This is a genomic window from Saccharothrix longispora, from assembly GCF_030852425.1.
In the GTDB taxonomy this organism is placed as follows: domain Bacteria; phylum Actinomycetota; class Actinomycetes; order Mycobacteriales; family Pseudonocardiaceae; genus Actinosynnema; species Actinosynnema longispora.
Genome location: NZ_NSDM01000007.1, coordinates 12,908 through 39,548 on the forward strand (window position 1 = coordinate 12,908; position 26,641 = coordinate 39,548).

General features: G+C 72.1%; 27 protein-coding genes. 14 read left to right on the forward strand and 13 right to left on the reverse strand.

From position 1 onward, the window contains the following. Nucleotides 1–21: 21 nt before the first annotated feature. Entirely contained in the window at nucleotides 22–486 is a 465-nt protein-coding gene (locus tag CKY47_RS17140; RefSeq protein WP_306746842.1) for a DUF3093 domain-containing protein, read from the forward strand. 190 nt (nucleotides 487–676) lie between these two features. Here the strand turns inward: CKY47_RS17140 and CKY47_RS17145 are convergent, their stop codons facing one another. Then, a complete protein-coding gene (locus tag CKY47_RS17145; RefSeq protein ID WP_053717171.1) occupies nucleotides 677–976 on the reverse strand; it encodes a DUF4193 domain-containing protein in 300 nt (99 codons plus the stop codon). A 415-nt stretch (nucleotides 977–1,391) separates the two neighbouring features. On the opposite strand from CKY47_RS17145, the gene cei reads away from it, so the two are divergent. After that, entirely contained in the window at nucleotides 1,392–2,126 is a 735-nt protein-coding gene (gene cei / locus CKY47_RS17150; RefSeq protein ID WP_306746843.1) for an envelope integrity protein Cei, read from the forward strand. A gap of 264 nt (nucleotides 2,127–2,390) precedes the next feature. Here the strand turns inward: cei and CKY47_RS17155 are convergent, their stop codons facing one another. After that, nucleotides 2,391–3,191, reverse strand: a complete 801-nt coding sequence (locus CKY47_RS17155; RefSeq protein ID WP_306746844.1) for an inositol monophosphatase family protein — start codon at nucleotides 3,189–3,191, stop codon at nucleotides 2,391–2,393. A gap of 96 nt (nucleotides 3,192–3,287) precedes the next feature. Between CKY47_RS17155 and ppgK the strand changes: the two genes are divergently transcribed. The 3 genes from ppgK (at nucleotide 3,288) to CKY47_RS17170 (ending at nucleotide 6,205) form a co-directional block, all read left to right on the forward strand. Continuing rightward, nucleotides 3,288–4,049 carry a polyphosphate--glucose phosphotransferase gene (gene ppgK / locus CKY47_RS17160; protein WP_306746845.1) on the forward strand — a complete coding sequence of 254 codons (762 nt, stop codon included), beginning with the start codon at nucleotides 3,288–3,290 and terminating at the stop codon, nucleotides 4,047–4,049. Between the two features lie 196 nt (nucleotides 4,050–4,245). After that, nucleotides 4,246–5,550 carry an RNA polymerase sigma factor gene (locus CKY47_RS17165; RefSeq protein WP_306746846.1) on the forward strand — a complete coding sequence of 435 codons (1,305 nt, stop codon included), beginning with the start codon at nucleotides 4,246–4,248 and terminating at the stop codon, nucleotides 5,548–5,550. 475 nt (nucleotides 5,551–6,025) lie between these two features. Next, the gene (locus CKY47_RS17170) at nucleotides 6,026–6,205 is read left to right on the forward strand and encodes a DUF7455 domain-containing protein (protein WP_015800348.1); all 180 of its coding nucleotides are present in this window, start codon (nucleotides 6,026–6,028) and stop codon (nucleotides 6,203–6,205) included. A 111-nt stretch (nucleotides 6,206–6,316) separates the two neighbouring features. Here the strand turns inward: CKY47_RS17170 and CKY47_RS17175 are convergent, their stop codons facing one another. The 5 genes from CKY47_RS17175 to CKY47_RS17195 all read right to left on the reverse strand — a co-directional run bounded on the left by CKY47_RS17175 (nucleotide 6,317) and on the right by CKY47_RS17195 (nucleotide 13,039). Next, nucleotides 6,317–7,489, reverse strand: coding sequence for an ROK family transcriptional regulator (locus CKY47_RS17175; protein ID WP_306746847.1), 1,173 nt, complete (start codon nucleotides 7,487–7,489; stop codon nucleotides 6,317–6,319). A 1-nt stretch (nucleotide 7,490) separates the two neighbouring features. Next, on the reverse strand, nucleotides 7,491–8,918 hold the full coding sequence (locus tag CKY47_RS17180; RefSeq protein ID WP_306746848.1) for a sugar ABC transporter permease: 1,428 nt from the start codon (nucleotides 8,916–8,918) through the stop codon (nucleotides 7,491–7,493). A gap of 43 nt (nucleotides 8,919–8,961) precedes the next feature. Then, the gene (locus tag CKY47_RS17185; RefSeq protein WP_306746849.1) at nucleotides 8,962–9,735 is read right to left on the reverse strand and encodes an ATP-binding cassette domain-containing protein; all 774 of its coding nucleotides are present in this window, start codon (nucleotides 9,733–9,735) and stop codon (nucleotides 8,962–8,964) included. Nucleotides 9,736–9,821: 86 nt separating this feature from the next. Continuing rightward, nucleotides 9,822–10,961, reverse strand: coding sequence for a sugar ABC transporter substrate-binding protein (locus CKY47_RS17190; protein WP_306746850.1), 1,140 nt, complete (start codon nucleotides 10,959–10,961; stop codon nucleotides 9,822–9,824). A 320-nt stretch (nucleotides 10,962–11,281) separates the two neighbouring features. Next, complete coding sequence (locus tag CKY47_RS17195) at nucleotides 11,282–13,039, reverse strand: DEAD/DEAH box helicase (RefSeq protein WP_371320685.1); 1,758 nt, start codon at nucleotides 13,037–13,039, stop codon at nucleotides 11,282–11,284. Nucleotides 13,040–13,156: 117 nt separating this feature from the next. On the opposite strand from CKY47_RS17195, the gene CKY47_RS17200 reads away from it, so the two are divergent. Beyond that, the gene (locus CKY47_RS17200; RefSeq protein WP_371320686.1) at nucleotides 13,157–14,302 is read left to right on the forward strand and encodes a YihY/virulence factor BrkB family protein; all 1,146 of its coding nucleotides are present in this window, start codon (nucleotides 13,157–13,159) and stop codon (nucleotides 14,300–14,302) included. A 76-nt stretch (nucleotides 14,303–14,378) separates the two neighbouring features. On the opposite strand, the gene CKY47_RS17205 is transcribed toward CKY47_RS17200, so the two are convergent. Then, a complete protein-coding gene (locus CKY47_RS17205; RefSeq protein ID WP_141978007.1) occupies nucleotides 14,379–14,627 on the reverse strand; it encodes a DUF3039 domain-containing protein in 249 nt (82 codons plus the stop codon). Nucleotides 14,628–14,658: 31 nt separating this feature from the next. Here CKY47_RS17205 and CKY47_RS17210 point away from each other — a divergent pair, with 31 nt between their 5' ends. Both CKY47_RS17210 and CKY47_RS17215 read left to right on the forward strand, forming a co-directional pair. After that, a complete protein-coding gene (locus CKY47_RS17210; RefSeq protein ID WP_306746853.1) occupies nucleotides 14,659–15,567 on the forward strand; it encodes a pseudouridine-5'-phosphate glycosidase in 909 nt (302 codons plus the stop codon). Next, on the forward strand, nucleotides 15,564–16,454 hold the full coding sequence (locus CKY47_RS17215) for a carbohydrate kinase family protein (RefSeq protein ID WP_306746854.1): 891 nt from the start codon (nucleotides 15,564–15,566) through the stop codon (nucleotides 16,452–16,454). Before CKY47_RS17210 ends, CKY47_RS17215 begins: the two co-directional genes overlap by 4 nt. On the opposite strand, the gene CKY47_RS17220 is transcribed toward CKY47_RS17215, so the two are convergent. After that, on the reverse strand, nucleotides 16,441–16,755 hold the full coding sequence (locus CKY47_RS17220; protein ID WP_306746855.1) for a DUF3099 domain-containing protein: 315 nt from the start codon (nucleotides 16,753–16,755) through the stop codon (nucleotides 16,441–16,443). The two genes, CKY47_RS17215 and CKY47_RS17220, sit on opposite strands and share 14 nt — an antisense overlap. A gap of 114 nt (nucleotides 16,756–16,869) precedes the next feature. On the opposite strand from CKY47_RS17220, the gene CKY47_RS17225 reads away from it, so the two are divergent. The 4 genes from CKY47_RS17225 to CKY47_RS17240 all read left to right on the forward strand — a co-directional run bounded on the left by CKY47_RS17225 (nucleotide 16,870) and on the right by CKY47_RS17240 (nucleotide 21,673). Then, nucleotides 16,870–18,369 carry a PucR family transcriptional regulator gene (locus tag CKY47_RS17225; protein WP_306746856.1) on the forward strand — a complete coding sequence of 500 codons (1,500 nt, stop codon included), beginning with the start codon at nucleotides 16,870–16,872 and terminating at the stop codon, nucleotides 18,367–18,369. 199 nt (nucleotides 18,370–18,568) lie between these two features. Then, the gene (locus CKY47_RS17230) at nucleotides 18,569–20,056 is read left to right on the forward strand and encodes a DUF7782 domain-containing protein (RefSeq protein WP_306746857.1); all 1,488 of its coding nucleotides are present in this window, start codon (nucleotides 18,569–18,571) and stop codon (nucleotides 20,054–20,056) included. Beyond that, a complete protein-coding gene (dtd, locus tag CKY47_RS17235) occupies nucleotides 20,053–20,478 on the forward strand; it encodes a D-aminoacyl-tRNA deacylase (RefSeq protein WP_306746858.1) in 426 nt (141 codons plus the stop codon). Before CKY47_RS17230 ends, dtd begins: the two co-directional genes overlap by 4 nt. A 202-nt stretch (nucleotides 20,479–20,680) precedes the next feature. Further along, nucleotides 20,681–21,673: a sigma-70 family RNA polymerase sigma factor gene (locus CKY47_RS17240; RefSeq protein ID WP_306746859.1), complete on the forward strand. Its 993-nt coding sequence runs from the start codon at nucleotides 20,681–20,683 to the stop codon at nucleotides 21,671–21,673. Nucleotides 21,674–21,857: 184 nt separating this feature from the next. Here the strand turns inward: CKY47_RS17240 and CKY47_RS17245 are convergent, their stop codons facing one another. Continuing rightward, nucleotides 21,858–22,772, reverse strand: coding sequence for a phosphotransferase family protein (locus CKY47_RS17245; protein WP_306746860.1), 915 nt, complete (start codon nucleotides 22,770–22,772; stop codon nucleotides 21,858–21,860). 88 nt (nucleotides 22,773–22,860) lie between these two features. On the opposite strand from CKY47_RS17245, the gene CKY47_RS17250 reads away from it, so the two are divergent. Then, a complete protein-coding gene (locus CKY47_RS17250) occupies nucleotides 22,861–24,528 on the forward strand; it encodes a fumarate hydratase (RefSeq protein ID WP_306746861.1) in 1,668 nt (555 codons plus the stop codon). Nucleotides 24,529–24,533: 5 nt separating this feature from the next. Here the strand turns inward: CKY47_RS17250 and CKY47_RS17255 are convergent, their stop codons facing one another. Further along, a complete protein-coding gene (locus CKY47_RS17255; RefSeq protein WP_306746862.1) occupies nucleotides 24,534–24,722 on the reverse strand; it encodes a DUF397 domain-containing protein in 189 nt (62 codons plus the stop codon). After that, entirely contained in the window at nucleotides 24,719–25,567 is an 849-nt protein-coding gene (locus CKY47_RS17260) for a helix-turn-helix domain-containing protein (protein WP_306746863.1), read from the reverse strand. Before CKY47_RS17260 ends, CKY47_RS17255 begins: the two co-directional genes overlap by 4 nt. A gap of 94 nt (nucleotides 25,568–25,661) precedes the next feature. Here CKY47_RS17260 and CKY47_RS17265 point away from each other — a divergent pair, with 94 nt between their 5' ends. After that, nucleotides 25,662–25,928, forward strand: coding sequence for a hypothetical protein (locus tag CKY47_RS17265; RefSeq protein ID WP_306746864.1), 267 nt, complete (start codon nucleotides 25,662–25,664; stop codon nucleotides 25,926–25,928). Between the two features lie 93 nt (nucleotides 25,929–26,021). Here CKY47_RS17265 and CKY47_RS17270 read toward each other — a convergent pair whose 3' ends face one another. Continuing rightward, a complete protein-coding gene (locus tag CKY47_RS17270) occupies nucleotides 26,022–26,564 on the reverse strand; it encodes a hypothetical protein (protein WP_306746865.1) in 543 nt (180 codons plus the stop codon). Between the last annotated feature and the right edge of the window lie 77 nt (nucleotides 26,565–26,641).

Below are 26,641 nucleotides of genomic sequence, written 5' to 3' on the forward strand. Positions count from 1 at the left end.
GCGCGAGACTACCCTGGTGGCGTGAGCGAGAGTGCTGTGACCGCCCCGACCGCGTTCCGCGAGCGGTTGTTCGTGCCCTGGTGGGGTTGGCCGCTGCCGCTGGGCGCGGCCGTGCTGCTGGCCGCCGAGATCCACATGGGCTTCCCCGGTGTGCGGTCGTGGCTGCCGTACGCGCTCCTCGTTCCGCTGGCGGTGCTGCTGCTGGTCCGGATGGGGTCGACGAAGGTCGAGGTGTCCGGCGGCGAGCTGCGCGTCGGCGAGGCGCACGTGCCGGTGGAGCTGCTGGGCGAGGTCGAGGTGTTCGACTCGAAGTCCAAGCGCAAGGCGATGGGCCCCGACCTCGACCCGATGGCGTACGTCGTGCACCGCGGGTGGGTGGGTCCGGTGGTGAAGGTGGAGCTGCGCGACCCGCAGGACCCGACGCCGTACTGGCTGTTCAGCGCGCGGTCGGCGGAGCGGTTGGCGGCGGTGCTGCGCGAGCGGTGAGGACGTCCCGGGACGTCCTGCCGGCGGGCGTCCCGCGGTGGACCGCGATCGGCCCAACAGCGACTGGGCGCCACCCCGGCGGAGGGGTGAGCGCCCAGAACTGTTCGTCGGGCACCTGTGGGTCGGGTGGTTCGTCGGGTGCCTGTGGGTCCGGTGGTCGTGCCCCGGCCGGTGCGGCCGGCGCGGCTGCTCAGGCGCAGTCGCGGCAGATGTACTGGCCGTTCACCTCTTCGGCCAGCCTGCTGCGGTGGTGCACCAGGAAGCACTTCGAGCACGTGAACTCGTCCGCCTGCTTGGGCAGGACCTTGAACGTGAGCTCCTCGCCGGACAGGTCGGCACCCGGCAGCTCGAAGTTCTCGGCGGTCGCGTCCTCGTCGATGTCGACGACCCCGGACTGCGTTTCGTTGCGCCGCGCCTTCAGCTCCTCGAGTGAGTCCTCAGCGAGTTCGTCCGCCTCGCTGCGACGCGGCGCGTCGTAGTCGGTCGCCATCTTCTTTCACACCCCTGCGGTCAACGGAGACTGTTCGTGTTCGCTGGTTAACGCACCAGCGCCCCTTTTTGTGCCCCCATCGCCAGTGACGGAGGTCTCGCTCGCGCTGCCGGGCGCCAACCCCCTGTAAGTCGACGCTTCCCGGTGTCCGGCGGTGCGCGGAGCGCCGAGAGGGTAGCTCATGGGTCAGGGGCCTGTGCAGCGGGTTCCCCCTAATTGAGCAGACGGGTGACACGACCTTCACACGCTGGCCCGATAGGCTCTGGGTGGGCGTTGCCCATCCGTCGAGCCCGGCTCGGGACACCCTTCCGGGGTGTTGACCGTCCGCGACCGGGTGATAACGGCCCGCGACAACCCCGCCCGGAACGCGGGAGCGCGGGGCGCGGCATAGCCTGATCACCATCAACACTGCGCCATGGGGAGGTCGGCGGACGTGGGACCCGGTACGGGAGGAAACGGGTCGTCGCGGTACCGGAAGAGGCGGCCGTGGCCGGCGCTCATCCTTTTCACGGTGCTCGCCGTGACGGCGGTCGTCGTCTGGAACCGCGTGCTGACCGACGCGGGCGACGTCGACGCGGCCATCCAGTGCAACCCCCCGGGCGCCGCGCCGTCGAGCGTCGCGGCGGACCCGGGCGCGGCGCCCGTCGCGCCGCCCGCCCTGGGCACCGTGCTGGGCCACGACGCCCTGGACCGCACGGACCCGGTGCCGGTCGCCGAGGTGCGGTTCCGCGTGTTCAACGCGAGCACCCAGCGCAACCAGGCGCGGTTCGTGGCGACGACGCTGACCGAGCTGGGCATGCAGCAGGCGGCCGAGCCCGGCAACGACCCCGTGTACCCGGCGCAGGACATGACGTGCCGCGGTCAGATCCGGTTCGGCGCTCCGGGCGCGGGGGCGGCGCGGACGCTGAGCCTGATCGAGCCGTGCCTGGAGCTGGTGCGCGACGAGCGCCAGGACGCGACGGTCGACGTGGCGGTCGGGAAGAAGTTCAGCGAGGTGAAGCCGAACAGCGACGCCCGCAAGGTCCTCGACCAGCTGGCCGAGTGGGCCGAGCAGCAGCCTCGGCAGCAGGGCGGTCAGGCCGCCCAGGACTCGCCCGCGCCGACGCTGAACGCCGACCACCTCCGGGGCGCGCGCGACGTGCACTGCTGACGTCCACCGCGGACGTGCGCCGCCGGAGCGCGCAGCCGCCCCTTGGGTACGAGTTGTCCACAGCCCGGCCGTCGACGCGGCCGGGCTGTGGCGTTTCCCGGTTGACCGGACATCAGGGGACCCCCTGGCCGGGGACGCTTGCGCGAGCACGCCGGGCGGCCCGCCGGTGGCGGACGCGGCGGCCCGCCGGGCCGCGGGGCCACAGGCGGTTGTGCGGGGGTTCGGCGGCAGGCGGGTCGCCGCAGGTGGGCGCGGCGGGCCGGATCAGACCTTGGCGAAGCCGGCGTCCACGAGGGCCGCGTACAGCGCGTCGGCGATCCCCGGCGCGGCCGCGAACGTGGCGTCCGCCCCCAGCTCCGGCGCCTCGCCCGGCACCTTCACGACCGCCCCCGCCTCACGGGCCAGCAACGCCCCCGCCGCCCAGTCCCACCGGCCCAGCGCGTGCTCGGCGTAGGCGTCCAACCGCCCGGCGGCCACGGCGCACAGGTCCAGCGACGCGGCGCCCGCCCGGCGGATGTCGCGGACCTTCGTGGCCAGCTCCGCCCACGTCTCGGCCTGCCGCTGCCGCCGGTCCGCCCGGTAGGCGAAGCCGTAACCCAGGAGGGAGACGTCCAACCGGGTGACGTCGTTGACCTGGAGCCTCCGACCGTCGAGCCAGGCCCCGCCGCCCCGCGCGGCGGTCCAGGTGCGGCCGCTCGCGGGTTCGTGCACCGCCCCCGCGATCGACTCGCCGTCCACCTGGGCGGCGATCGAGACGGCGTAGTGGGGGATGCCGTACAGGTAGTTGACCGTGCCGTCGATGGGGTCCACGACCCACGTCAGGCCCTCGGCGGCGGCCTGACCACCTTCTTCCTCGCCGATCACCGGCTCGCCGGGGCGCAGTGACGCGAGCCGTTCGCGCACGAGCCGCTCGGCGGCCCGGTCGGCGGCCGTCACCACGTCGGTGATGGTGGACTTGGTGTCGACGTCGGCGACGGCGGCCTCGCGCGTCGTCAGGGCGAGCGACCCCGCCTCACGTGCCACGAGCACGGCGACGTCGACCAGCGAGCGCGGATCGAAACGCAACTGTTCCTCCTGCGTCACTCTCACGGGACTATCGGAGAAGTGCAGGCTAGTGTCTGCGGCCACGGTTACTGAATCGAGTAGGAAGGGACCACGGGGATGGGCATGACCCGCGGGTTCGGCGTGGACATCGGCGGTTCCGGCATCAAGGGCGGGCTCGTGGACCTGGAGGCGGGTGCGCTGGACGGGGAACGCCTGCGCATCAACACGCCGCAGCCGTCGACGCCGGACGCGGTCGCCGACGTGGTCGCCGAGATCGTCGACAAGTTCGGCTGGGACGGGCCGGTGGGCGTCACCCTGCCCTGCGTGGTCAAGCACGGCGTCGCGCACAGCGCCGCGAACGTCGACAAGAAGTGGATCGGCACGGACGCGGCGCAACTGTTCGCCGAGCGGCTCGGCCGGTCCAAGGAGCAGGTCGTCGTCATGAACGACGCCGACGCCGCGGGCATCGCGGAGATGCGCTTCGGTTCCGGCCGGGACCGGGACGGCCTGGTGGTCCTGCTGACCTTCGGCACCGGCATCGGCAGCGCCCTCTTCTTGGACGGCAAGCTCGTCCCGAACACCGAGTTCGGCCACCTGGAGGTCGACGGCCACGACGCGGAGAAGCGCGCGGCGGCGTCGGTCAAGGAGGACAAGGACCTGAGCTGGGCCGAGTGGGCGCCGCGGGTGTCGCGCTACATGAACGTCCTGGAGAACCTGATCTGGCCGGACCTGGTCATCGCGGGCGGCGGGGTCAGCAAGAAGGCGGAGAAGTGGCTGCCGCTGCTGGAGGTCCGCACCGAGGTGGTCGCCGCGGCGCTGAAGAACGACGCGGGCATCGTCGGGGCGGCCTTCGCCGCCGCACACGGCCTGGTCCACTGATTTCGCGGCCCTTCTAGCTGCGAGAACGCGTGCCGGACCACTCCGGGGGACGCCGGGGCGCAACGGCACGCGATTCTCGTCGTTACAATGGAACGGTGCCCCGCTGACGAACGATCCGGCGGGGGTCCCCCGTACTCCGGCGACCGAGGTTCGCGCCCTTCGGTTTGCCTTGATCGACAGTCGCGAAAGGGCGTACGTGGCAGCCGCGAAGACGACCCAGGCAGCTAAGGCTGACGCCGAGGACACGCCCAAGGCCACCTCGGCGAGGAAGGCCCCGGCCAAGAAGCCGGTGGCGAAGACCGCCGCGGCGGCCAAGACGGCCACGCGGGCACCGCGCAAGACGGCCGCCAAGGCCGCCGCCCCGGGCAAGGTGAAGAAGGGGGCCGAGGGCGACGAGCCCGAGGACCTCGAAGGCGGTCCCGACGGCGAAGACCTGGTCGACGACGTCGAACTGATCGACGAGCCGGTCGAGGAGGAGCCCGCCGAGGAGGAGACCGCCAAGCCCGGCGAAGGCGACTTCGTCTGGGACGAGGAGGAGTCGGAAGCCCTGCGGCAGGCCCGCAAGGACGCCGAGCTCACCGCGTCGGCCGACTCCGTCCGCGCCTACCTGAAGCAGATCGGCAAGGTCGCCCTGCTCAACGCGGAGGAGGAGGTCGAGCTCGCCAAGCGCATCGAGGCCGGCCTCTACGCCGCGGAGCGGGTCCGCCGCGCCGAGGACGAGCAGGAGAAGCTGACCCCGCAGCTGCGCCGCGACCTGCGGTGGATCGTGCGGGACGGTGAGCGCGCCAAGAACCACCTGTTGGAGGCCAACCTCCGCCTGGTGGTGTCGCTGGCCAAGCGCTACACGGGTCGCGGCATGGCGTTCCTGGACCTGATCCAGGAGGGCAACCTCGGCCTGATCCGCGCAGTGGAGAAGTTCGACTACACCAAGGGCTACAAGTTCTCCACGTACGCCACCTGGTGGATCCGCCAGGCGATCACCCGCGCCATGGCCGACCAGGCCCGCACCATCCGCATCCCGGTGCACATGGTCGAGGTCATCAACAAGCTCGGTCGCATCCAGCGCGAGCTGCTCCAGGACCTGGGTCGCGAGCCCACTCCGGAGGAGCTGGCCAAGGAGATGGACATCACCCCGGAGAAGGTGCTGGAGATCCAGCAGTACGCCCGGGAGCCCATCTCGCTGGACCAGACCATCGGTGACGAGGGCGACAGCCAGCTCGGTGACTTCATCGAGGACTCCGAGGCCGTCGTGGCGGTGGACGCGGTGTCGTTCACGCTGCTCCAGGACCAGCTCCAGTCGGTGCTGGCGACGCTGTCCGAGCGCGAGGCGGGTGTCGTGCGGCTGCGGTTCGGCCTCACCGACGGCCAGCCGCGCACGCTGGACGAGATCGGTCAGGTCTACGGGGTGACGCGCGAGCGCATCCGGCAGATCGAGTCGAAGACGATGTCGAAGCTGCGCCACCCGTCGCGGTCGCAGGTCCTGCGGGACTACCTCGACTAGTCCGACCAGGTTCCACCGGTGGTGCCCCGGCCTGCTTCCAGGCCGGGGCACCGTCGCGTTCGGACCCGGTTGCCGGGCCGTGAACCGGACGTGGACCGTCCGGATCGTGGAACTCGGAGGCGTGTTCGCTCTGGGCTGACCAAAGTGTTACCGATCACAGCGACGGTCGGCGACCACCCACCGTTCGGAGCAGCGGACGTGCGTCCAACGACGTATCCGCAGGTCATGAAACCGTTGCCGGCACAACGGAACGTGAGCGAAAACCGATCGAACCGGTGGTCCTGCGAGGTTCGAACTACCTGTGTGACGGGTAAATCGGGAGTGACGCGGGTCGCCACGGCCCAGGGAACACTGACTTACGCCCGTGCGTCTGCAAGAGTGGAAGCAGCGAACACGGCACATCAGCCAGATGCGAAGTGGTCGCAGCTAGGTGTGAGGGCACCGATCCCCGGTGCCGGGACGGAGGGAGATTTCCATGACTACCACGCTCACCCGCCCCGCTTTGACCGCTGCCGACCGCTGCGACCGCTGCGGGGCTGCCGCCCAGGTTCGCGCCGTGCTCCCCTCCGGGGGCGAGCTGCTGTTCTGCGGGCACCACGCCCGCGAGCACAGCACGAAGCTGCGTGAGCTCGCTGCCGAGTTGCAGCAGGGCTGAACAGCACGGGCCCTGACGGGGCCCGTAGCACCCTGGCCGTCCGGGGCGGGGACCCTCAGCGGGTCCCCGCCCCCCTGCACTTCCAGGGGTTCCCGAGGCTCCTGGAGCCGCTCAGACCTCGCCCAGCACGGGTTCGAAGGCCAGTTCGGCGGCGCCGACGAGCTTGGCGTCGCGACCGAGCGGCGAGGACACGATGCGGGTGCCGCCGACGGCGCGGGACACCAGGGACCGCTTCTGCACGGTGCGGCGCAGCTGGTCGACGAGCGACTCGGGCAGCGCGGTGAACAGGTCGCCCAGCACCACCAGTTCGGGGCCCAGCATGTTGACCACGGTCACCAGGCCCATGGCGAGCCACTCGGTGAACTCGCCCAGGCGGTGGGCGACGGTGTCCGGCGAGCCCGCGAGGGCCCGCAGCTCGGCCACCACGGCGCCGCGCGGGGCGTTCTCGGGCAGGGCCAGCGCCCGGCACAGGGCGGGCTCCCCCACCTCGGTCTCCCAGCAGCCCTGGCAGCCGCAGTAGCAGCGCCGGCCGCCGGGGCGCACGACCATGTGGCCGAGTTCGCCGACGTAGCCGCCGGTTCCGCGCAGCGGTTGGCCGCTGGAGATGACGCCGCCGCCGATGCCGACGTCGGCGGAGATGTAGACCATGTCGGAGGAGCCGCGGGCGGCGCCGCGCACGTGCTCGGCGAGGGCCCCCAGCTCGGCGTCGTTGCCGACCTGCACGGGCACCTTGAGGACCGCGGAGAGGCGCTGCCCGAGAGCCACGTCGGTCCAGTGCAGGTTGGGCGCCTCGTGGACGAGGCCGTCGTGGCGGCGGACGACGCCGGGCACGGACACGCCGACGCCGACCGCCTGGAGGTCCAGCTCGTCGGCCAGCAGCTTCGCCGAGTCGGCGATGTGCGTGATGACCTCGCCGGGGTCGCGGGACCGCTGGTGCAGGTTCCACGAGTCGCGGCCGAGGATGTCGCCGCCGAGGCCCACCATGGCCATCGCCACCTGCTCGACGCGGATGTCGATGGCCATCACGACGGCGGCCTGCGGCTGCGGCAGGACCAGCAGGGACGGGCGGCCCGCGCCGGAGCGCTGCGCGGGCACCCGCTCGGCGACGACGCCCGACTCGGCCAGGCCGTCCACCAGGGCCTTGATGGTGCTGCGGTTGAGCCCGAGCTCAGCCGCGAGCGACGCCCTGGTGGACGGTCCGTCCACGTGCAGCCGGCGCAGCAGCGCCGTGCGGTTGTGCCTGCGGACCTCGTCCGGGCGTGCTCCCGCGGTCGGTGTGCTCACGTCAGCGGGCGGCGGTGGCCGCCCGGCGACGGGACAGCGCGTCGACGCTCGCCGCGAGCAGCAGCACGAGGCCCGTCACGATGAACACGACCGCGGCGGGCTGCCGGAGCAGGCCCATGCCGTTCTGGATGATCGCCAGCACCGCGCCGCCGATGACGGCGTCGCGCAGCCGGCCCTTGCCGCCGAACAGGGACGTGCCGCCGATGACGGCCGCGCCGACCGCGAGGAGCAGCGTGTTGCCGCCACCGGCGTTCGGGTCGACCGAGCCGACCTTGGAGGAGTAGACGATCGCGCCGATCGCGGCCAGGGAGGAGGCGATGACGAACACGCTCATCCGGATCTGGGCGACGTTGATGCCCGCGCGGCGGGCGGCTTCCTTGTTGCCGCCGACGGCGTAGACGTGGCGGCCGTAGCGGGTGCGCTCCAGCACGAAGGTGCCGATGACCAGCAGCAGCAGCACGATCGGCACCACGTACGGCACGCCGGCGATGACGACGCGGGGGCTGACGGACCGGTTGAGGGTGAGCGCGTAGGTGGCGGCCGCGGCCAGCACGACCACGATGCCGACCTTGATCAGGATCATCGGGGTGGGCTGGGCGACCAGGCCCTTGCGCAGCCTGCTGAAGTGGCGGCCGAGCACGACGGCGGCGTAGCCGCCCGCGGCGATGGCGAACAGGGCCCACGAGCCCGCGGTGTCGAGGTTTCCGTTGGCGACGTTGAAGAGCACGTCGTTGCGCAGGCCGAGCGTGCCGCCCTCGCCGATGAACTGGAGGACCACGCCGCCCCAGGCCAGGAACAGCGCCAGGGTCACCACGAACGAGGGGATGCCGACCTTCGCGACGAGGAAGCCGGTGATGGAGCCGATGGCGGTGCCGACGCAGATGGCGAGCAGGATCTCGACCCACGGGTTGGCGGGGACGCCGACGAGCGCGATGACGAGCGCGATGGCGGCCAGCGCGGCGCCGGGCCAGATGCGCATGATCCCGGCCAGCACGACGGCCAGCGCGAGGAAGGCGCAGAACGCGTAGAAGACCGTGTCGCCCATGCCGCCGAGCAGGTTGCCGTTGTTGACCAGGTGCAGCGCCATGACGGAGGCGGTCACGCCGGAGGCGGTGCCCGCGGACAGGTCGATCTCGCCCAGGAGCAGCACGAAGACCAGGCCCATGGCGATGATGACGATGCTCGCGCCCTGGGCGAGGAGGTTCGCGATGTTGCCCAGGGTCAGGAAGGTGTCGGCCATGGAGCTGAAGGCGATCAGCAGGACGACCAGGCCCAGCAGCGCGGGCAGGGAGCCCAGCTCACCGCCCCTGACGCGGGCGAAGTAGTCGCGGACGGCCTCGCCGGTCGACTGGGAGGTGGTGTCGATGCCGAAGTCGGAGATCGCGCCCGGGGCGTCCTTGGGCGACGTCTCGCTCGTGGTGTTGGTCATGCTCGTTCCTCGTTCTGCGGCTGGTGAGCCTGGTGCGCCGGCATCAGATGGTGGCGGATTCGGGTCGGGCGATGCCCAGGTCCCCGGAGCGGCCGGCGGTGATCAGCTCGACCACCTGGCCGTGCGTGACGTCCTTGGTGTTGACCTCGGCGGCCATGCGGCCCAGGTAGAGGCAGGCGATGCGGTCGGCGACCTCGAAGACGTCGTTCATGTTGTGGCTGATCAGCACGACGCCGAGGCCCTGTTCGGCGAGGCGGCGCACCAGGTCGAGGACCTGGCGGGTCTGCGCGACGCCGAGGGCGGCGGTGGGCTCGTCGAGCAGCACGACCTTGCTGTTCCACAGCACGGCCTTGGCGATGGCGACGGTCTGCCGCTGACCGCCGGACAGCGACGACACCTGGGTGCGGACCGACTTGACGGTGCGCACCGACAGCGACGTCAGCGTCTTGCGGGCGGCCTGCTCCATGTCGGCCTCGTCGAGCATCCCCAGCTTGCCGCGCTCCCGGCCGAGGAACATGTTCTGCACGATGTCGAGGTTGTCGCACAGCGCGAGGTCCTGGTAGACGACCTCGATGCCCAGGTCCGCGGCCTCGCGCGGGCCGTGGATGGTGACCTCGCGGCCGTTGAACAGCACCTGGCCCGAGTCCATCGGGTGGATGCCCGCGATGCTCTTGACCAACGTCGACTTGCCGGCGCCGTTGTCGCCGACGAGCGCGGTGACCTGTCCCGGGTGCACGGCGAAGTCGATGTCGTGCAGGACGTGCACGGGTCCGAAGCTCTTGTTGACGCCGCGCAGCTCGAGGATCGGCTCGCTCACTGGTTTCCTCCGTTTGTGCCCACACGCGTGGGTGCGCCGGAACGGGGTGCGCTTGCGCTGGCACCCCGCCCCGGCGCGAGCCTTGACTACTTGATGCCGAGCTCGGTGCAGACGGCGGCGAGGTCGCCGCCACAGATCTCGCCGGCCTTGACGAAGCCCGCGTCGACCACGGTCTTCACCTTGTCCTTGGTGATCATCTGCGCCTCGAGCAGGACCGACTTGACGGTGCGGCCGGCCTTGCTGTCCTCGACCGAACCGGTGGCCAGCGCGTCGGCGGCGGCGGTGTCGCCCTTGGCGAGGGCGCCGGCGAGCTTGGCGGCGGCCTGCGCCTCCTCGGCGATCGGCTTGAAGACGGTCATGAACTGGTCGCCGCGCATGACGGCCTGCAGGCCCTCGGGGGTGGCGTCCTGGCCGGTGACCGGCACCTTGCCGTTCAGGCCGTACTTCTTGAGCACGGTGATGATCGCGCCGGCGAGGCCGTCGTTGGCGGCCACGACGCCGTCGACCTTCTGGCCGTTGCCGGTGAGGATCTGCTCGAAGGTCACGCCGCCCTGCTGGTTGTCCCAGTCCGGGATCGGCTGCGACTGGACCAGCTTGAGGTCGCCCGAGTCGTACTTGGGCTTCAGCACCTTCTGCTGGCCGTTGTAGAACAGGGTGGCGTTGTTGTCGGTCGGGGCGCCCTCGATCTCGATGACCTCGGCGGGCTTCTTGCCCGGCGCGAGCGCCGCGAGGCCGTCCACGAGGCCCTGGCCCTGGAGCTCGCCGACCTTCTCGTTGTCGAACGAGACGTAGTAGTCGGAGGTGCCGCCCAGGTTGAGGCGGTCGTAGTCGATGACCGCGATGCCCTGCGACTGCGCCTTCTGCGCGACCGAGGCGCCGACCTCGCTGTTGGGCGTGGCGATGATCAGGACCTTGACGCCGGCGTTGATCATGCCGTCGGCGAGGGTCGAGAACTTCTGCACGTCGCCCTGGGCGTTCTGGATGTCGGCGTCCAGGCCCTCGGCCTTCAGCGCGGCCTCCAGGAGGGGCTTGTCGAAGCCCTCCCAGCGCGCGGAGGACTTCGTCTCCGGGAGGATCACGCCGACCTTCTCGCCGCCGCCGGAGGCGCTGGAGGTGTTGGTGCCCGAGGTGTCGGTGCCACCGGTGGACGTGTTGGCGCCACATGCCGTCATGGCCAAGGCAAGGCCCGTGCTTGCGGCGATGAGAGCGAGGCTCTTGCTGCGCATCCGCCATCCTTTCACGCAGGTGCGTAAATGTTGTGGCGCACAACGTATGCCCCCGAGTGCGGTGACCGGAAGCACACTTGACCGATAAAGAGGGCACGATGCGCTAACGGGCAGGTAACCGAACGGACATCTGACTACATCGAATGCCGTAGTCCGTTACCCGGGGTCACCTTCGGCGTAACAGGGGTTTGTTGCGGGCGACAACCGGGTGACCGCCCGGCGATCTTGACGCCGCACAGCGAGGTGACCGGGGTCACTGTAGCCGAGCGTGAAGTGGTGGTGAAGCGGACGCGATCCCCGCCGTGCGGCGGGCGCTGCCCCTACCAGGAGCGCAGGGTGGCGATGCGCTCTTCGAGCTGCTCGATGCTGGCCATCGCCGTGGGCGGGCCGCCGCAGTACTCGCGCAGCTGGTTGTGGATCTTGCCGTGCGGCTTGCGGGTGCGGTGGTGGTGCATCGCGACCAGGGTGTTCAGCTCCTTGCGGAGCTGCGCCAACCGCTCCTGCACGCCCGCCGGGCGCGGCGCGGGCGCGGGGGCCGCCGGGGCCGCCGTCGCGTTCCGCCTGGTGGCCTCGACGAGCTGCTTCTCCTGGCGCTGGCGCAGCAGGGCACGCACCTGGTCCGGCTCCAGCAGGCCCGGGAGCCCCAGGTACTCCTGCTCCTCGTCGCTGCCCGCGAACGCCGCCGTGCCGAACGACGAGCCGTCGTAGATCACCTGGTCGAGCTCCGCGGAGGCGCCCAGCGACGTGAACGCCCGCTCCTCCTCACCCGGCTCGTCCTGCACCCGGTTGGCGGCCGACATCAGCTCGTCGTCCCAGCCGTCCTTCTCCCGGTGCGGCTTGCCCAGGACGTGGTCGCGCTGCGCCTCCAGCTCGCTGGCCAGGCCCAGCAGCACCGGCACGCTCGGCAGGAACACGCTCGCCGTCTCGCCCTTGGCCCGCGCCCGCACGAACCGGCCGACGGCCTGCGCGAAGAACAGCGGCGTCGAGGCGCTGGTGGCGTAGACGCCCACCGCCAGGCGCGGCACGTCGACGCCCTCCGACACCATGCGCACCGCGATCAGCCAGCGCTCCTGCGAGGCGGCGAACTCGGCGATGCGGCCCGACGCCTTCGGGTCGTCGGAGAGCACGAGCGTCGCGTCGTGGCCGGTGGTGCGCTTGAGCACCTCGGCGTACGCCTTGGCGACGGTCTGGTCGGTGGCGATCACCAGGCCGCCCGCGTCGGGCATGCCGCCGTTGCGCAGCTGGCTGAGGCGCACGTCGGCGGCCTTGAGCACCGACGGCATCCACTCGCCGCTGGGGTCCAGGGCGACCCGCCACGCCCGCGCGGTCTGCTCCTGGGTCAGCGGCTCGCCCAGGCGCGCGGAGAACTCCTCGCCCGCGCTGGTGCGCCACGCCGCCTCGCCCGAGTAGGCCAGGAAGATCACCGGCCGGACCACGCCGTCGCGCAGGGCGTCGGAGTAGCCGTAGGAGTGGTCGGCCCGGCTGCGCATCGCGCCGTCCGGGCCGGGCTCGTAGTTGACGAACGGGATCGGCGAGTCGTCCGACCGGAACGGGGTCCCGGTCAGGCACAGCCGCCGCACGGCCGGCGTGAACGCCTCGCGGATCGCGTCGCCCCACGACTTGGCGTCGCCGCCGTGGTGGATCTCGTCGAGCAGCACGAGGGTCTTGCGGTTCTCGGTGCGCACCCGGTGCAGCATCGGGTGGGCCGCGACCTGCGCGTAGGTGAGCGCCACGCCGTGGTAGTCGCGGGAGGTGACGGCCATCGTGTTGCGGAAGTTCGAATCGATCGCGATGCCCGCCTCGGCCGCGGCCTTGGCCCACTGGTGCTTGAGGTGCTCGGTGGGCGTGACGATCGTGACCGACTCGACCGTGCGGTCGGCGAGCAGTTCGGCCGCGACGCGCAGGCCGAACGTCGTCTTGCCCGCGCCGGGGGTCGCGACGGCCAGGAAGTCCTTGGGCTTCGCGGCCAGGTACTTCGTGAGCGCGCGGCGCTGCCAGGCGCGGAGGGGACGGGTCGCGACGACCTGCGGTTGCGACAACCTCGAACCCCTCCTGCGCTGATCAGCGACGGCAAGCATGCGAATGCCCTCGGTGCGGGTGACCGTCGAGGGCATCGACAGCCTACCCGCTGCCCGGACGACGCACCGTCGCCGATGGCGCGAAAACGCTCCGGATGCACCATGCTTGACCACGCGATGGGTTCGCCTAGGGACGACGAGGCACGCAGGACCGGCCGCAGGGGCCCCCTGCGGCTGTTGGCGCGCACGTGGGCCAAGGCGTGGGAGAAGTCGATCTTCTCCGAGTCGGCGGAGGCCGCCTTCTGGCAGACCCTGTCCTTCCCGCCGCTGCTGCTGGGCCTGCTCGGCAGCCTGGGCTGGATCGGCGTCTGGCTGGGACCGGAGGTCGTCAACGCGGCGAAGGACCGCATCCTCTCGTTCTGCCGGACGATCTTCAGCCCGGACGTCGTCAACGACGTGATCGCGCCCACCGTCGACCAGATCCTCACCACCGCCAAGGGCGAGATCGTCTCGATCGGCTTCCTGATCTCGCTGTGGGCGGGCTCGTCGGCGATGTCGTCGTTCGTCGACGCGATCACCGCCGCGCACGACCAGTACGGCGTGCGCAACGAGGTGTGGCAGCGGATCTTCGCGCTGCTGCTCTACATGGCCAGCCTGGTGCTGCTGATCATCGGCCTGCCGGTGCTGGCGCTGGGCCCGGACATCCTGATCCAGCTCTTCCCGGACTCGTGGGAACCGACGCTCGGCGGGTGGCTGGGCGCGACCTACTACCCGGGCATCGGCGTGCTGCTCGTGCTGGCGCTGGCCACGCTCTACAAGCTGGCGCTGCCGAACAAGCTGCCGTGGCACCGCCTGCTGCCGGGCGCGGTGCTGGCGATGGCGGTGTTCCTGCTGTCGTCGGTCGGGCTGCGGCTCTACATCACGTGGATCACCACGACGGGCTACACCTACGGCGCGCTGGCCACGCCCATCGCGTTCCTGCTGTTCGCGTACTTCATCGGGCTGGCGATCAACCTGGGCGCGTACTTCAACAGCGCGTTGCAGGAGCTGTGGCCCGCGCGCATGACGCGGCGGCAGCGGCGGCGCTGGCAGCGCCTGGAGATCGAGCGGGCCGCCGAGCGCATCCGCAACGACGAGGGCAAGCGGGCCTGGCAGGGCGGGCCGGTGCCGCCCGAGCACGCGGCCGTGCCCGAACGGCGGCCCGCCGAACCCCCGCCCACGACGGCGCCGTCGCCGATGGACACCAACCACACCGAGCGGCTGCCGGTGGAGCCGAAGCGGGAGCCCCCGCCCGCGCGGCGCGGACAGGGCCTCCCGGACTGACCGGCCCGGGTCCGGCGCGCGCCGCGGGGCCCGGCCCCTCGCCGGTGCGAGGGGCCGGGCCCCGCGTGGTCGGTCGCTACTCGCCGCCGCCCTTGGGCAGACCGTCGTAGATCTTCTTGCACTCCGGGCAGACGGGGGAGCCGGGCTTCGGCGACTTGGTCACCGGGAAGACCTCGCCGCACAGCGCCACCACGTGCGTGCCCATGACCGCGCTCTCCGCGATCTTGGCCTTGCGCACGTAGTGGAACATCTTCGGGGTGTCGTCCCCGGTGTGGTCCGTGCCTTCCGGCCGGGTCTCCACCTCGGGAAGAGTCTGCGTGCTCACGTCCCCAGCTTACCTGGGATGATGGCCCCTCGTGAGTACGCCGAGCATCACCGAAGAGGTCCGCACCGCCCTGGCCGAGAACCGGCCGGTGGTCGCGCTGGAGAGCACGATCCTGTCCCACGGGCTGCCGCCCGGCCGCAACCGCGAGGTCGCCGAGCGCCTCGAACGCGTCGTCCGCGACGCGGGCGCCGTGCCCGCGACGATCGCCGTGCTGGGCGGTGTGCCGAAGGTCGGGTTGACCGCCGACGAGCTGGACGTCGTCTGCGACCCCGCCCGCGACCTGGTGAAGCTGTCGCGGCGGGACCTGGGCGCGGCCATCGCGCTGGGCCGCGACGGCGCGACGACGGTGGCGAGCACGGCCGCGCTGGCGCACGCCGCCGGGGTCGGGGTGTTCGCGACCGGCGGCCTGGGCGGGGTGCACCGCGGCGCGCGGGACACCTGGGACGTGTCCGCCGACCTGGACGTGCTCGCCACGACACCGATCCTGGTGGTGTGCTCCGGCGTGAAGTCGATCCTGGACATGGGCGCGACGCTGGAGCTGCTGGAGACCCGCTCGGTGCCGGTGCTGGGCTACCGCACGGACCGCTTCCCCGCGTTCTACCGGCGCGAGTCGGCGTTCGGCGTGCCGTGGCGGGTGGACACCCCGGCGGAGGCGGCGGCCGTGGTCGCGGCGCACCGGACCGTGCCCGGTGACGCGGGCGTGCTGCTGGCCAACCCGATCCCGGAGGACTTCGAGATGCCCTCCGACCTGCACGAGCGGCTGCTGGAGGAAGGGCTGCGGCTGCTCGTGGAGCGGGGCGTGACGGGCAAGGAGGTCACGCCGGTGCTGCTGGAGCACTTCCACACGGCCAGCGGCGGGGTGAGCCTCGACGCCAACGAGGAGCTGGTGGTGAGCAACGCGGGCCTGGCCGCCCGGGTCGCGGTGGAGCTGTCGGCGTGACGCGGGTCGTGGTGGTCGGGGACGCCGGGCTGGACGTGGTCGCCCGGCACTCCGGCCCCATCGTGCACGGCGGCGACAGCCGGGCGAAGGTGACCATCGAACCCGGCGGCGCGGGCGCCAACACGGCGGTGTGGCTGGCCGCGTGCGGCGCGTCGCCGGTGCTGGTCACCCGGGTCGGCGCGGACTCGGCGGGCCGCCAGGTGCACGCCGAGCTGACCGGGGTGGGCGTGCGGTGCGCGTTCGCCGTGGACCCGGAAGCGGCGACGTGCTGCGTGGTGGTGCTGGTCGACGACGCGGGCCAGCGCACGATGCTGCCCGACCGGGGCGCCAACGCCCGGTTCGCGCCGGGCGACGTGGACCCCGGTCTGCTGGCGGGCGCGGCGCACCTGCACCTGTCCGGCTACGTGCTGCTGGACGCGTCGTCGCGGGCCGCCGGGGTGGCGGCGCTGGAGGCGGCGCGGGAGGCGGGGTTGACCACGTCGGTCGACCCGCAGTCGGCCGCCCTGGTCTACGACGGGTTCCTGGACGACCTGCGTGGCGTGGACCTGCTGCTGCCCAACAGCGAGGAACTGGCGGCGCTGACCGGCTCGGCCGACCCGGCGTCGGCGGCGGACCTGCTGGACGTGGTGGGCGCGGTGGCGCTGACGGCCGGCGCGGGCGGCGCGAGCTGGGTGGACGCCGACGGGGTGCGGTCGGTGCCCGCGCTGGACGTGGAGTGCGTGGACTCGACGGGTGCGGGCGACGCGTTCGACGCGGGCCTGCTGGCGGCGTGGCTCGGCGGCGCGTCGCGGCACGACGCCCTGGTGGGCGGCGTGACCGCGGCGGCGCGCGCCGTGTCCTCGGTGGGCGCCCAGCCTCGGCGCCCCCCGGGGGTCAGCCCTCGATGACCTGGTGCGGTCGTGCCTCGACGGCGCGGTGCTCCTTGACGAACTTGTTGGCCTTCTCCGCCTTGCGCGGAGGTCGGTCGTTCGCGATGAGCACGGCCATCCAGGGCAGCGGGACGGAGAGCACGATCAGCGCCAGCGCCAGCCACCAGGTCTGGTAGAAGACCATGGCCAGCAGCAGGCAGGGGATTCGGGCACCCATCATGATCGCGTACTTGCGCTTGCGCGCGGCGACCTGCTCCTCGTAGGAGGGAGCGGCCTCGGTGATGAGCACCGGTGTGCTGTCGCGCTCGGGGTTGGTCACGACATCACCTCCAATGCACCCATGGTCCCACCGCGCGCCCGCTCCGACACAACGGCCGGGGGGTGATTCGCGACGCGGTTGCGGCCGTTCGGCCCCGTGCCGGACGATCCGCACGTGGTGGCGCTGGATCGGCTGGTGGACGTGCTCGGGAGCCTGGGCACGCACCTGTGCTGCGCGCCGCGCGGCCGGGGCGTTGACCTGCGCGGCGTGGCGCTGCACGACCCGGCGGAGCAGACTCCCGCCGCGCCGGACGACGTGCTTCTCGGGCTGGGCGTGCCGTCGCCGTCGGCCGCGGCCCGGCTGGTGGCGGGCACGTCCGCGGCGGCCGTCGTGCTGCACGGGTCGCCGCCCCTGGACGACCGGGTCCTCGCCGCCGCGCGCCGGTCGGGGGCGGCGGTGCTGCTGGTGGACCCGTCGGTGCCGTGGGGGCAGCTGGCGAACGTCGCGCAGACGCTCGTGCTGGGCGGGCAGGGCGCGGGCGACCTGTTCGCGGTGGCCGACGCCATCGCGGCGGTCGTCGGCGGGCCGGTGACGATCGAGGACCAGCAGTCCCGGGTGCTGGCCTACTCGTACCGGCAGCAGGACGTGGACCCGGTGCGGGTGCAGACCATCCTGGGGCGGCGGGTGCCGGAGGAGGCGTGGCGGGCGCTGGACTCCTACGGCGTGTTCGCGCACCTGGCGCGGTCGGACGAGCCGCTGTTCGTGCCGAAGTTGACCGAGCAGCTGGGCGGGCGGCTGGTGGCGGCCGTGCGGGCGGGGCCCGAGCTGCTGGGGTCGGTGTGGGTCGAGGTGGACGTGGAGGCGGACCCCGCGCGCCGGGCGGCGCTGGTGGACGGGGCGCGCACGGCGGCGCTGCACCTGCTGCGGGCGCGGGCGTCGGCCGACCTGGAGCGGCAGGCCGAGGCCGACCTGGTGATCGAGGCGCTGGACGCGGGCCTGCCCGGTTCGCTGGCGCGGTTGGGGCTGCCCTCGACGGACCTGCGGGTGATCGCCGTGCTGGCGCGCGCGGACGACGGTGAGCACGGGGCGGCGCTGCTCGCGTTCTCCCGGGCCACGGCCGGGTTCGGCTGGTCGCGGCCGGGGCGGTCGGCGCTGTTCGGCAACGTGCTCTACACCGTGCTGCCGTGCGGGGACGACCCGTCGGCGGCGCTGGAGTGGGTGCGGGCGCTGGGGCGGGAGCTGCCCGACGGGGTGACCGCGCGGGCCGGGATCGGGGGGCGGGCGGACGCCGGGTCGCTCGACGCGTCCAGGTCGGAGGCCGACGAGTGCCTGGCCCTGTCGACCGGGGAGCCGGTGGCCTACGACGAGGCGTGGTCGCGGGTGCTGCTGCGCAGGTTGGCGGGGGTCGCCGAGGCGGGGCGGGTGCCGACGCGGGGGCCGGTGGCCGACCTGGTCCGGCACGACGTCGCGCACGGCACGCGGTACGCGGCGACGTTGCGGGCGTGGTTGGCGGCGCAGGGCGACGCGCGGGAGGCGGCGCGGGCGCTGTCCGTGCACCCGAACACCCTGCGGTACCGGATGCAGCGGATGTGCGAGGTGACGACCGTGCCGCTGGACGACCCGGACCAGCGCCTGGCGATGGCCGTCGCCCTGGCCGTCCTCCCCCACCCCTGACCCGCGAGTCGTAAGCCCGCGCCCCGCGAGTCGTGCGTTCACGGCCCGCGAGTTCTACGTTCACGACCCGCGTGCCATGCGCCCACGACCCCTTACCTACTCGCCAGTGAAGAACACGGGGATCGTGAACGTACGACTCGCGAGGCGCGAACGCTGGACTCGCGCGGTGTGGACTTACGACTCGCGGGAGGATTGGGGGGTGCTTCCCGATCTCTCCACCGAACTGACCACCAGGCTGCGCGAGGCGTTCCGGGCCGCCGACTACGACGCGGACGGGGTGGTCGACGCCCTCGGACCGCAGGCGCACGCCGCGCTCGGCCGGGGTGAGCCCGAGGCCGCGCGGCGGATGACCGAGGACTCCGGGGCGCTCGGCACGCTGATCCGCCTGTTCCTGCTCGGCGACGCCGAGGACGAGCGGGCCGTCCGGGCCGCGTTGCCGGGGGTGGACCTCGACGACGCGATCAAGGCCGAGGTGCTGCGCGGGGACGGCGACCGGCTGCGCGCCGGGCTCGACATCCGGCCCTACGGCGACGACGAGGGCTCCTGGTGGGTGATCGCAGACCTGGACTCCGACCAGCGGGGTGGACCGGTGCCCGCCGACCACGTGCTGGGCGTCGGCCACGCCTCGATCAGCCTGGCCCGCGCCACGTCGCGGCGGCCCGTCGACACCCTCCTCGACCTCGGCACCGGGTGCGGGGTGCAGGCGCTGCACGCGAGCCGGCACGCCCGGCGGATCACCGCCACGGACCTGTCGGAACGGGCGCTGGCGCTGGCCAGGGGCACGTTCCGCATCAACGAGCTGGACGTGGAGCTGCGGCAGGGAGAGTGGTTCGGCCCGCTGCGGGGCCGCCGGTTCGACCAGGTCGTGTGCAACCCGCCGTTCGTGGTGGGGCCGCCGCGCGTCGACTACGTCTACCGCGACTCCGGCCTGGCCGGTGACGACGCGAGCGCGCTGGTCGTGCGCCAGCTGCCCGCGTTCCTGAACGAGGGCGGCGTGGGGCAGTTGCTGGCGTCCTGGGTGCACAGGCGGGGCGAGGACTGGGCGGACCGGGTGAGCGGCTGGCTGCCGCGCGGCGGGGTGGACGCGTGGTTCGTGCAGCGCGACGTGGCCGACCCGACCCTGTACGTGGGCACGTGGCTGCGCGACGCGGGCGTCGACCCGCGCAGCGCCGAGGGCCGGGCGAAGGCGTCGCGGTGGCTCGACTGGTTCGCCGAGAACGACGTGGAGGGCATCGGCTTCGGCTTCGTCACGTTGCGCCGCACCGAGGAGGCGCACGCCGAGGTGGTGTGCGAAGACCTGCGCCACGCCTACGACGACCCGCTGGGCCCCGAGTCGGCCGCCTGGCTGGACCGGGTCGCGTGGTTGCGGGCGCGGTCGAACGCCGACCTGCTGGCCACCCGGTTCACCGTGCCGGGGACGGTGCTGCTGGAGGAGGTGTCCGCGCCGGTGGAGGACGGCTGGTCGTCCGTGGTGCGCCGCCTGCACCGCACCGACGGGCCGGGGTGGCAGCACGAGCTGGACGAGACCGCGGCGCGGCTGCTCGCGGGTTTCCGCGGCGCCCTGCCGCTGGAGGACCTGGTCACGCTGCTCGCCTACGCCCACGACCTGGACGAGGAGGCGTTGACCGAGGCCGTGGTGCCGGTGGTGCGGGAGCTGGTGCGGCACGGGATGGTCGTGCCCGCGTGAGGGCCGTTGTGGCACGCGTCACAGAAGCGTCCGTCGTGGTGGAGGGCGAGGTCGTCGGGGCGGTCGACGAGCCGGGCCTGCTGGTGCTGCTGGGCATCCACGCCGACGACACCGCCGACAAGGCGTCGGTGATGGCCCGCAAGCTGCACGAGCTGCGGGTGCTGCGGGACGAGGAGTCGTGCGCCACCACCGGCGCACCGCTCCTCGTCGTCAGCCAGTTCACCCTCTACGGCGACACGCGCAAGGGCAGGCGGCCGTCCTGGACGGCCGCCGCCCGGCCGGAGCACGCCGCGCCGTTGGTCGAAGCGGTGGTGTCGGAACTGCGCCGCAAGGGCGCCCGCGTACAAACAGGACGGTTCGGGGCGGCGATGTCCGTACGGAGTGTGAACGACGGTCCGTTCACCGTGTTGGTCGAACTCTAGACCCTCTCTCAGGCAATCCTCAGGATTCGCGGCGCAACCGCTGTGACGGCAGTGACGTCTTGAAGGGCGTGGGGAGCGGGAACCATTTCGGGCCGGTTTGCGTTCTCCTCAGTGTCAGGCACCGAAAGGTGAGCCGCGCAGCGCAGCGCGGAGTGCGCGACACGACCGCACTGCCAGCCCGCGACAAGGGGGAGGGAGCTCCATGACCGTCCCGAAGGTCCTCGACCGCCAGGTCGGGAACGACACGACCACCACGAGCGCCGAGTTGGACCTCGACGCCCAGGGACCGGCCGCCGACCTGGTTCGGGTCTACCTGAACGGCATCGGCAAGACAGCGCTGCTGACCGCGGCCGACGAAGTGGAACTCGCGAAGCGGATCGAGGCGGGTGTCTTCGCGCAGCACAAGCTGGAGACGAGGTCCGGTCTGTCCGATCTGCGTCAACGGGAACTGCGCGCGTTGATCCGCGACGGCCACGTGGCGAAGAACCACCTCCTCGAAGCGAATCTGCGTCTCGTCGTATCGCTGGCCAAGCGATACACCGGTCGGGGAATGCCGCTGCTCGATCTCATCCAGGAAGGCAACCTGGGTTTGATCCGCGCCGTGGAGAAGTTCGACTACACCAAGGGATTCAAGTTCTCGACCTACGCCACCTGGTGGATCAGGCAGGCGATCACGCGGGGAATGGCGGACCAGGGTCGCACGATCCGGCTGCCCGTCCACCTCGTGGAGCAGGTCAACAAGCTCGCCCGGATCAAGCGCGACCTGCACCAGCAGCTGGGCCGCGAGGCCACGCGCGAGGAGCTGGCCAAGGAGTCGGGCCTGACGCCGGAGAAGGTCTCGGACCTGCTCGACCACGCGCGCGACCCGGTCAGCCTGGACATGCCCGTCGGAGCCGAGGAGGACGCCCCGCTGGGCGACTTCATCGAGGACTCCGACGCCACCGACGCGGAGAGCGCGGTCATCTCCGGCCTGTTGCAGGACGACCTGCGCCGGGTCCTGGCGACGCTGGAGCCGCGCGAGCAGGCCGTGATCCGGCTGCGCTACGGCCTGGAGGACGGCCAGCCGCGCACGCTGGACCAGATCGGCAAGCAGTTCGGCCTGTCCCGCGAGCGGGTGCGGCAGATCGAGCGCGAGGTCATGTCGAAGCTGCGGCAGGGCGATCGGGCCGCCAAGCTGCGCGCCTACGCCAGCTGACCCAGTCGGGTCGCGGCAGGCGGACGGGGTCGTCACCCGTTCGGCAGCATTGACTTGTGACTGCGGTCACGGCACGGTCGTGCGGTACACGAGCCATGCGACTCCCCGCGCCATTTCGCGGGGGGTCGCACGCTGAGGAAGGTCGGGGCGGTCGGGGGCCGGCCCGGCCTTCCGCGTCCCGCCCCTACAGCGCCAGGTACTCGGCGAGCTTGGCGCGGAAGAACGCCACGTGCGCGTCGCGCTCCTCGCCGGCGTAGCCGCGCGGCACGCCCTCCACGATCATCACCAGGCACAGGTGCGCCCGGTACAGCGCGAGGCGCGCCGCCTCGGCCCCGGTGAAGCCCTCCTTGCCGTACCCGGCGAGGTAGTCGGCGTCCGGCTCGGTGAACAGCGCCACCGACACGAGCTCGGCCAGCGGGTCGCCGAAGAACGCCCGCTCGGGGTCGATCAGCCCTTCCACGCGCCCGTCGGCGACGAAGACGTTGCCCTCCCACAGGTCGCCGTGCACCAGCACCGGCGTGGTCACCTCGTCCAGCAGGTCCGCCCCCGCCGCGAACACCGGCCGCACGTCGGGCAGCTCCACGCCGAACCGGTCGGCGTCGGCGAGCACCGCGTCCACCATGCGCCCGAACGCCTCGCGCCACGTCGTCCCGCCCGGTCCGTGGGGGTAGCCGAACCGCTCCCCCGTCACGCCGTGCAGCCGCCGGACGATCGTGCCCAGCTCGTGGCGCAGCGCGGCCCGCTCGGTGTCGGACAGGTCCGCCCCGTGCCACGGCACGCCGTCCAGGGCGGTCATCAGCAGCACGTCGTCCTCGTGCAGCAGCACCTCCGGCACCGGCACGCCCCGCTCGGCCATCAGCCGGAACGCCAGCCCCTCGGTGCGCATCAGGTCGTGCTCGTGGGTGAGCAGCGGCACGCCCGGCGGCGGCGCGACCTTCAGCACGTACTCGCGCCCGTCGTCGGCGGTGAGCCGGTAGGCGGTGTTGAACATGCCCCCGGTCAGCTCGACGTGCGAGGACAGGCGCCGCCCCACCGCGCGGTGGAGCAGGGTGTCGAGTTCGCCGGCGGGCAGCTGCCGCTTGGTGAGGCTGTGGACCACGACGCGAATCACACCACGGGGACGCGGACGCGGCGGCGTGATCGGTATAGGTTCGGCGGAACCCGAAGCGCGCAAGGGAGCCCGCGACGTGCCCGCTGTGCCCACCACCACGTTCCAGTACACCGACGTCCTGCCGCTGGCCAAGGACAACCACACCGACTACCGGCTGGTGACACCGGACGGCGTGTCGGTCGTCGAGGCGGCCGGCCGCACGTTCCTCCAGGTCGAGCCGGCGGCGCTGACGCTGCTCGCCAAGGAGGCGATCCGGGACATCCAGCACCTGCTGCGCCCGTCGCACCTGGCGCAGCTGCGCGCGATCGTGGACGACCCGGAGGCCAGCGGCAACGACCGGTTCGTCGCCATGGACCTGCTGCGCAACGCGTGCATCTCCGCGGGCGGCGTGCTCCCCATGTGCCAGGACACCGGCACCGCGATCGTGATGGGCAAGCGCACCGAGTCCGTGCTGACCGGAGGCACCGACGAGGAAGCCCTGTCCCGGGGCATCTTCGAGGCGTACCAGGAGTTGAACCTGCGCTACTCCCAGATGGCGCCGACGACGTTCTGGGACGAGCGGAACACCGGCACCAACCTGCCCGCGCAGATCGACCTGTTCACCGCGCCGGGCGTGGAGCCGAAGTACGAGTTCCTGTTCATGGCCAAGGGCGGCGGCTCGGCGAACAAGACGTTCCTGTACCAGGAGACCAAGGCGCTGCTGAACCCGACGCGGCTGGCGAGGTTCCTGGACGAGAAGCTGCGCTCGCTGGGCACGGCCGCGTGCCCGCCGTACCACCTCGCGGTGGTCGTGGGCGGCCTCTCGGCGGAGCAGAACCTGAAGGTCGCCAAGCTCGCGTCCGCCCGCTACCTCGACGGCCTGCCCACGGAGGGCTCGCCGCTCGGGCACGCGTTCCGGGACGTCGACCTGGAGCAGCAGGTGCTGGAGCTGACCCGCGACTTCGGCATCGGCGCCCAGTTCGGCGGCAAGTACTTCTGCCACGACGTGCGCGTCATCCGGCTGCCGCGGCACGGCGCGTCCTGCCCGGTCGGCATCGCCGTGTCGTGCTCGGCGGACCGGCAGGCCAAGGCGAAGATCACGCCCGAGGGCATCTTCCTGGAGCAGTTGGAGCGCGACCCGGCGCACTTCCTGCCGGACGTGCAGGGGGAGGACCTGTCGGACGAGGTCGTGAAGATCGACCTGACCCGCCCGATGGCCGAGATCCGGGAGACCCTGTCGAAGCTGCCCGTGAAGACCCGGGTGTCGCTGACCGGTCCGCTGGTCGTGGCGCGCGACATCGCGCACGCCAAGATCAAGGAGCGCCTGGACGCGGGCGAGCCGATGCCGCAGTACCTCAAGGACCACCCGGTGTACTACGCCGGTCCGGCCAAGACGCCCGAGGGTTACGCGTCCGGGTCGTTCGGGCCGACGACGGCCGGCCGCATGGACTCCTACGTCGAGCAGTTCCAGGCGGCGGGCGGGTCGATGGTCATGCTGGCCAAGGGCAACCGGTCCAAGCAGGTCACCGACGCTTGCCGGACGCACGGCGGCTTCTACCTGGGGTCGATCGGCGGCCCGGCGGCGCGGCTCGCGCAGGACTGCATCCGCAAGGTCGAGGTGCTGGAGTACCCCGAGCTGGGCATGGAGGCGGTCTGGAAGATCGAGGTGGAGGACTTCCCCGCGTTCGTCGTGGTCGACGACAAGGGCAACGACTTCTTCGCCGAGACCTCCGCCCCGACCCTCCAGATCAGCTTCCGGCGGTAACCGGCCTACAGGTCGAACACACCCAGCTTCGCGCCGCGCGTGAAGAAGTCCCACTCGGTGAAGGTGAACCGCTGTGGGGCTTCTTCCGGGCGGTTCGAGTTGCGCACCAGCACCTCGTCGTCCGTCCGCAGGACTTCCACGCAGTTGGAACCACCGCCGCTGAACCTGGTCCACACACCGGGCTGCAAGCTCATCTGGTCTCCTCCGTGATCCGGATCAGGAGTTCGCGGCTCTCCTCGACCCCCAGCGCCTTGGTCCTGGTGAAGTCGAACCAGCGGATGGTCTTCTCCACCTGGGCCGGGTTGTCGACGAAGTTGTCCCCGTACGGCATGTCGACGCCGATCAGGGACGGGAGTCCTTCGGGCAGCCGGAACAGGGTCAGCGTAGTGCCGGTGAGCGCGTGCGCCCCGGCTCCCCGCGGCATCACCTGCACGACGACGTTCTCCCGCTCGGTCATGGCCAGCAGGTGTCCGAGCTGCTCGCGCATGACCTCCGGGCCGCCGATGCCGGCCCGGAGCGCGGGTTCGGCGATCACCGCCCACAGCTTCAGCGGCGGCTGCCGGTCGGTCAGCAGGGCGCGGCGGCCGAGGCGCAGTTCGAGGTTCTTCTCCAGCGCTTCCTCGGTCAGGCCGACGGCGGTCATCAGCGCGCGGGCGTACGACTCGGTCTGGAGGACGGCCGGGACCAGCTCGAACGACGAGTACAGGACCTCGGTCGCGCTCGCCTCGACGTCGAGGATGCGGCGCAGCCACGGCACGATGACCCCGCCGCGCTTGCTGCGGCGACGGCGGCGGTTGGCGTCGGTGTTGAGGCCGAGCAGGTCGTCGCGGGTCGCCTCGTCGGCGCGGTAGAGGTCGAGCAGCTTCTCCAGTTCGGCGTACTTGACGCCGCTGACGGCGGTCTCGATGTTGCCGATCTTGGTGACGGTGCAGTCCAGCACCTCGGCGGCGTGCTCGCGGGGCAGGTCCAGCTCCTCGCGCATGCGGCGCAGCGAGGTGCCGATCTGGATGCGCGCGGCACTGCGGTGCGGACTGCTCATGAGGCTTCTCTGATCACCCTATCGAGCTGTTTACACAACTTGTGAAAACAGCATAGCTTCCGCGTATTCACAGAGTACTGGAAAGTGACGGGGAATGATCACAGTGGGCTCGCGGTTCCGGCAGTTGAGCGTGATCGAGTCGGACGGCACGACGGCGCGCTTCAAGCGCGTCGACCGGCACGCGGGCCGGCTCGTCGAGGGCGGTGGGGGCGACCTGAAGTCGTGGACGCTGCGCCGGCTCTCCGCGCACCGGTGCCCGCTCGGCCTCTACGTCGGCGAGGCCGGCACGGGCGTCGAGGACGTGGAGACCAACGTGTGGGTGGCGTGGGACGGCGCGTGCCCGTTCCCCGTGGAGGAGTGAGGAGGGGAAGGGCGGGAGCGCCCCGGCGGCACGTGGGCGACGAGCCGTTCCCGCGCGTCGTCCACAGCCTTGCCGGTGGAGGTCAGGAGCGGTTCAGCCGGTCTGCTCGCGGGACTCCAGCACGATCCGCCGGTCGCCCAGGGGCGCGTCGAGCACGACGTTCAGCGGCACGTCGCGCAACTCCTCCGTGCACACCCCCCCTCCGGCCGGCGGGTGGTACGTGGTCACCAGCGTGATCTGCACCTGGTCGGCGGACTGGGCGGTGACCTCCGCCGACGCGGTCTTGCAGCCGCCCGCGAGGCCGACCACCTGCACGGTCCGGCCGTCGGCGGACGCCCACGCCTCGCGCTTGTAGGTGTCGGGCAGCGTCGCGCCGTCCACCCGCCCGTCCGGGACCTCGGTCGAACCGCCGGGCAGCGGCGCGGCGCTGGTCTGCGGCGGCGGTGGGACTTCGGTGGGGCGCGACTGGGCCGGTCCGGTCGGCGAACCGGGGGATGACAACGTTGTCGAGGGCTGTGACGACGTTGCGGACGTGCCCGTGGAGGACGTGTCCGACGGACCGGAGGACCCCGTGCTGGTGCAGGCCGCGAGGGCGAGCAGGACGAGTGCGGGGACGGCGACCTTGGCGTTCCTCATGGTCAGAAGACGGTAGTCGCGCCCCCGGTGGTTGCACAGGGCGGTGCCCGGCCGACCGGGGCGGGTCGACCGGGCAC

Bases quoted from the DNA above. Each gene is read 5' to 3' on its own strand.
- CKY47_RS17195 (WP_371320685.1), bottom strand. From the start codon at position 13,039: ATGCTTGCCGTCGCTGATCAGCGCAGGAGGGGTTCGAGGTTGTCGCAA.
- CKY47_RS17200 (WP_371320686.1), top strand. From the start codon at position 13,157: ATGGGTTCGCCTAGGGACGACGAGGCACGCAGGACCGGCCGCAGGGGC.
- CKY47_RS17270 (WP_306746865.1), bottom strand. From the start codon at position 26,564: ATGAGGAACGCCAAGGTCGCCGTCCCCGCACTCGTCCTGCTCGCCCTC.
- CKY47_RS17260 (WP_306746863.1), bottom strand. From the start codon at position 25,567: ATGAGCAGTCCGCACCGCAGTGCCGCGCGCATCCAGATCGGCACCTCG.
- CKY47_RS17190 (WP_306746850.1), bottom strand. From the start codon at position 10,961: ATGCGCAGCAAGAGCCTCGCTCTCATCGCCGCAAGCACGGGCCTTGCC.
- CKY47_RS17255 (WP_306746862.1), bottom strand. From the start codon at position 24,722: ATGAGCTTGCAGCCCGGTGTGTGGACCAGGTTCAGCGGCGGTGGTTCC.
- CKY47_RS17180 (WP_306746848.1), bottom strand. From the start codon at position 8,918: ATGACCAACACCACGAGCGAGACGTCGCCCAAGGACGCCCCGGGCGCG.
- CKY47_RS17265 (WP_306746864.1), top strand. From the start codon at position 25,662: ATGATCACAGTGGGCTCGCGGTTCCGGCAGTTGAGCGTGATCGAGTCG.
- ppgK (WP_306746845.1), top strand. From the start codon at position 3,288: ATGGGCATGACCCGCGGGTTCGGCGTGGACATCGGCGGTTCCGGCATC.
- cei (WP_306746843.1), top strand. From the start codon at position 1,392: ATGGGGAGGTCGGCGGACGTGGGACCCGGTACGGGAGGAAACGGGTCG.
- CKY47_RS17240 (WP_306746859.1), top strand. From the start codon at position 20,681: ATGACCGTCCCGAAGGTCCTCGACCGCCAGGTCGGGAACGACACGACC.
- CKY47_RS17145 (WP_053717171.1), bottom strand. From the start codon at position 976: ATGGCGACCGACTACGACGCGCCGCGTCGCAGCGAGGCGGACGAACTC.
- CKY47_RS17170 (WP_015800348.1), top strand. From the start codon at position 6,026: ATGACTACCACGCTCACCCGCCCCGCTTTGACCGCTGCCGACCGCTGC.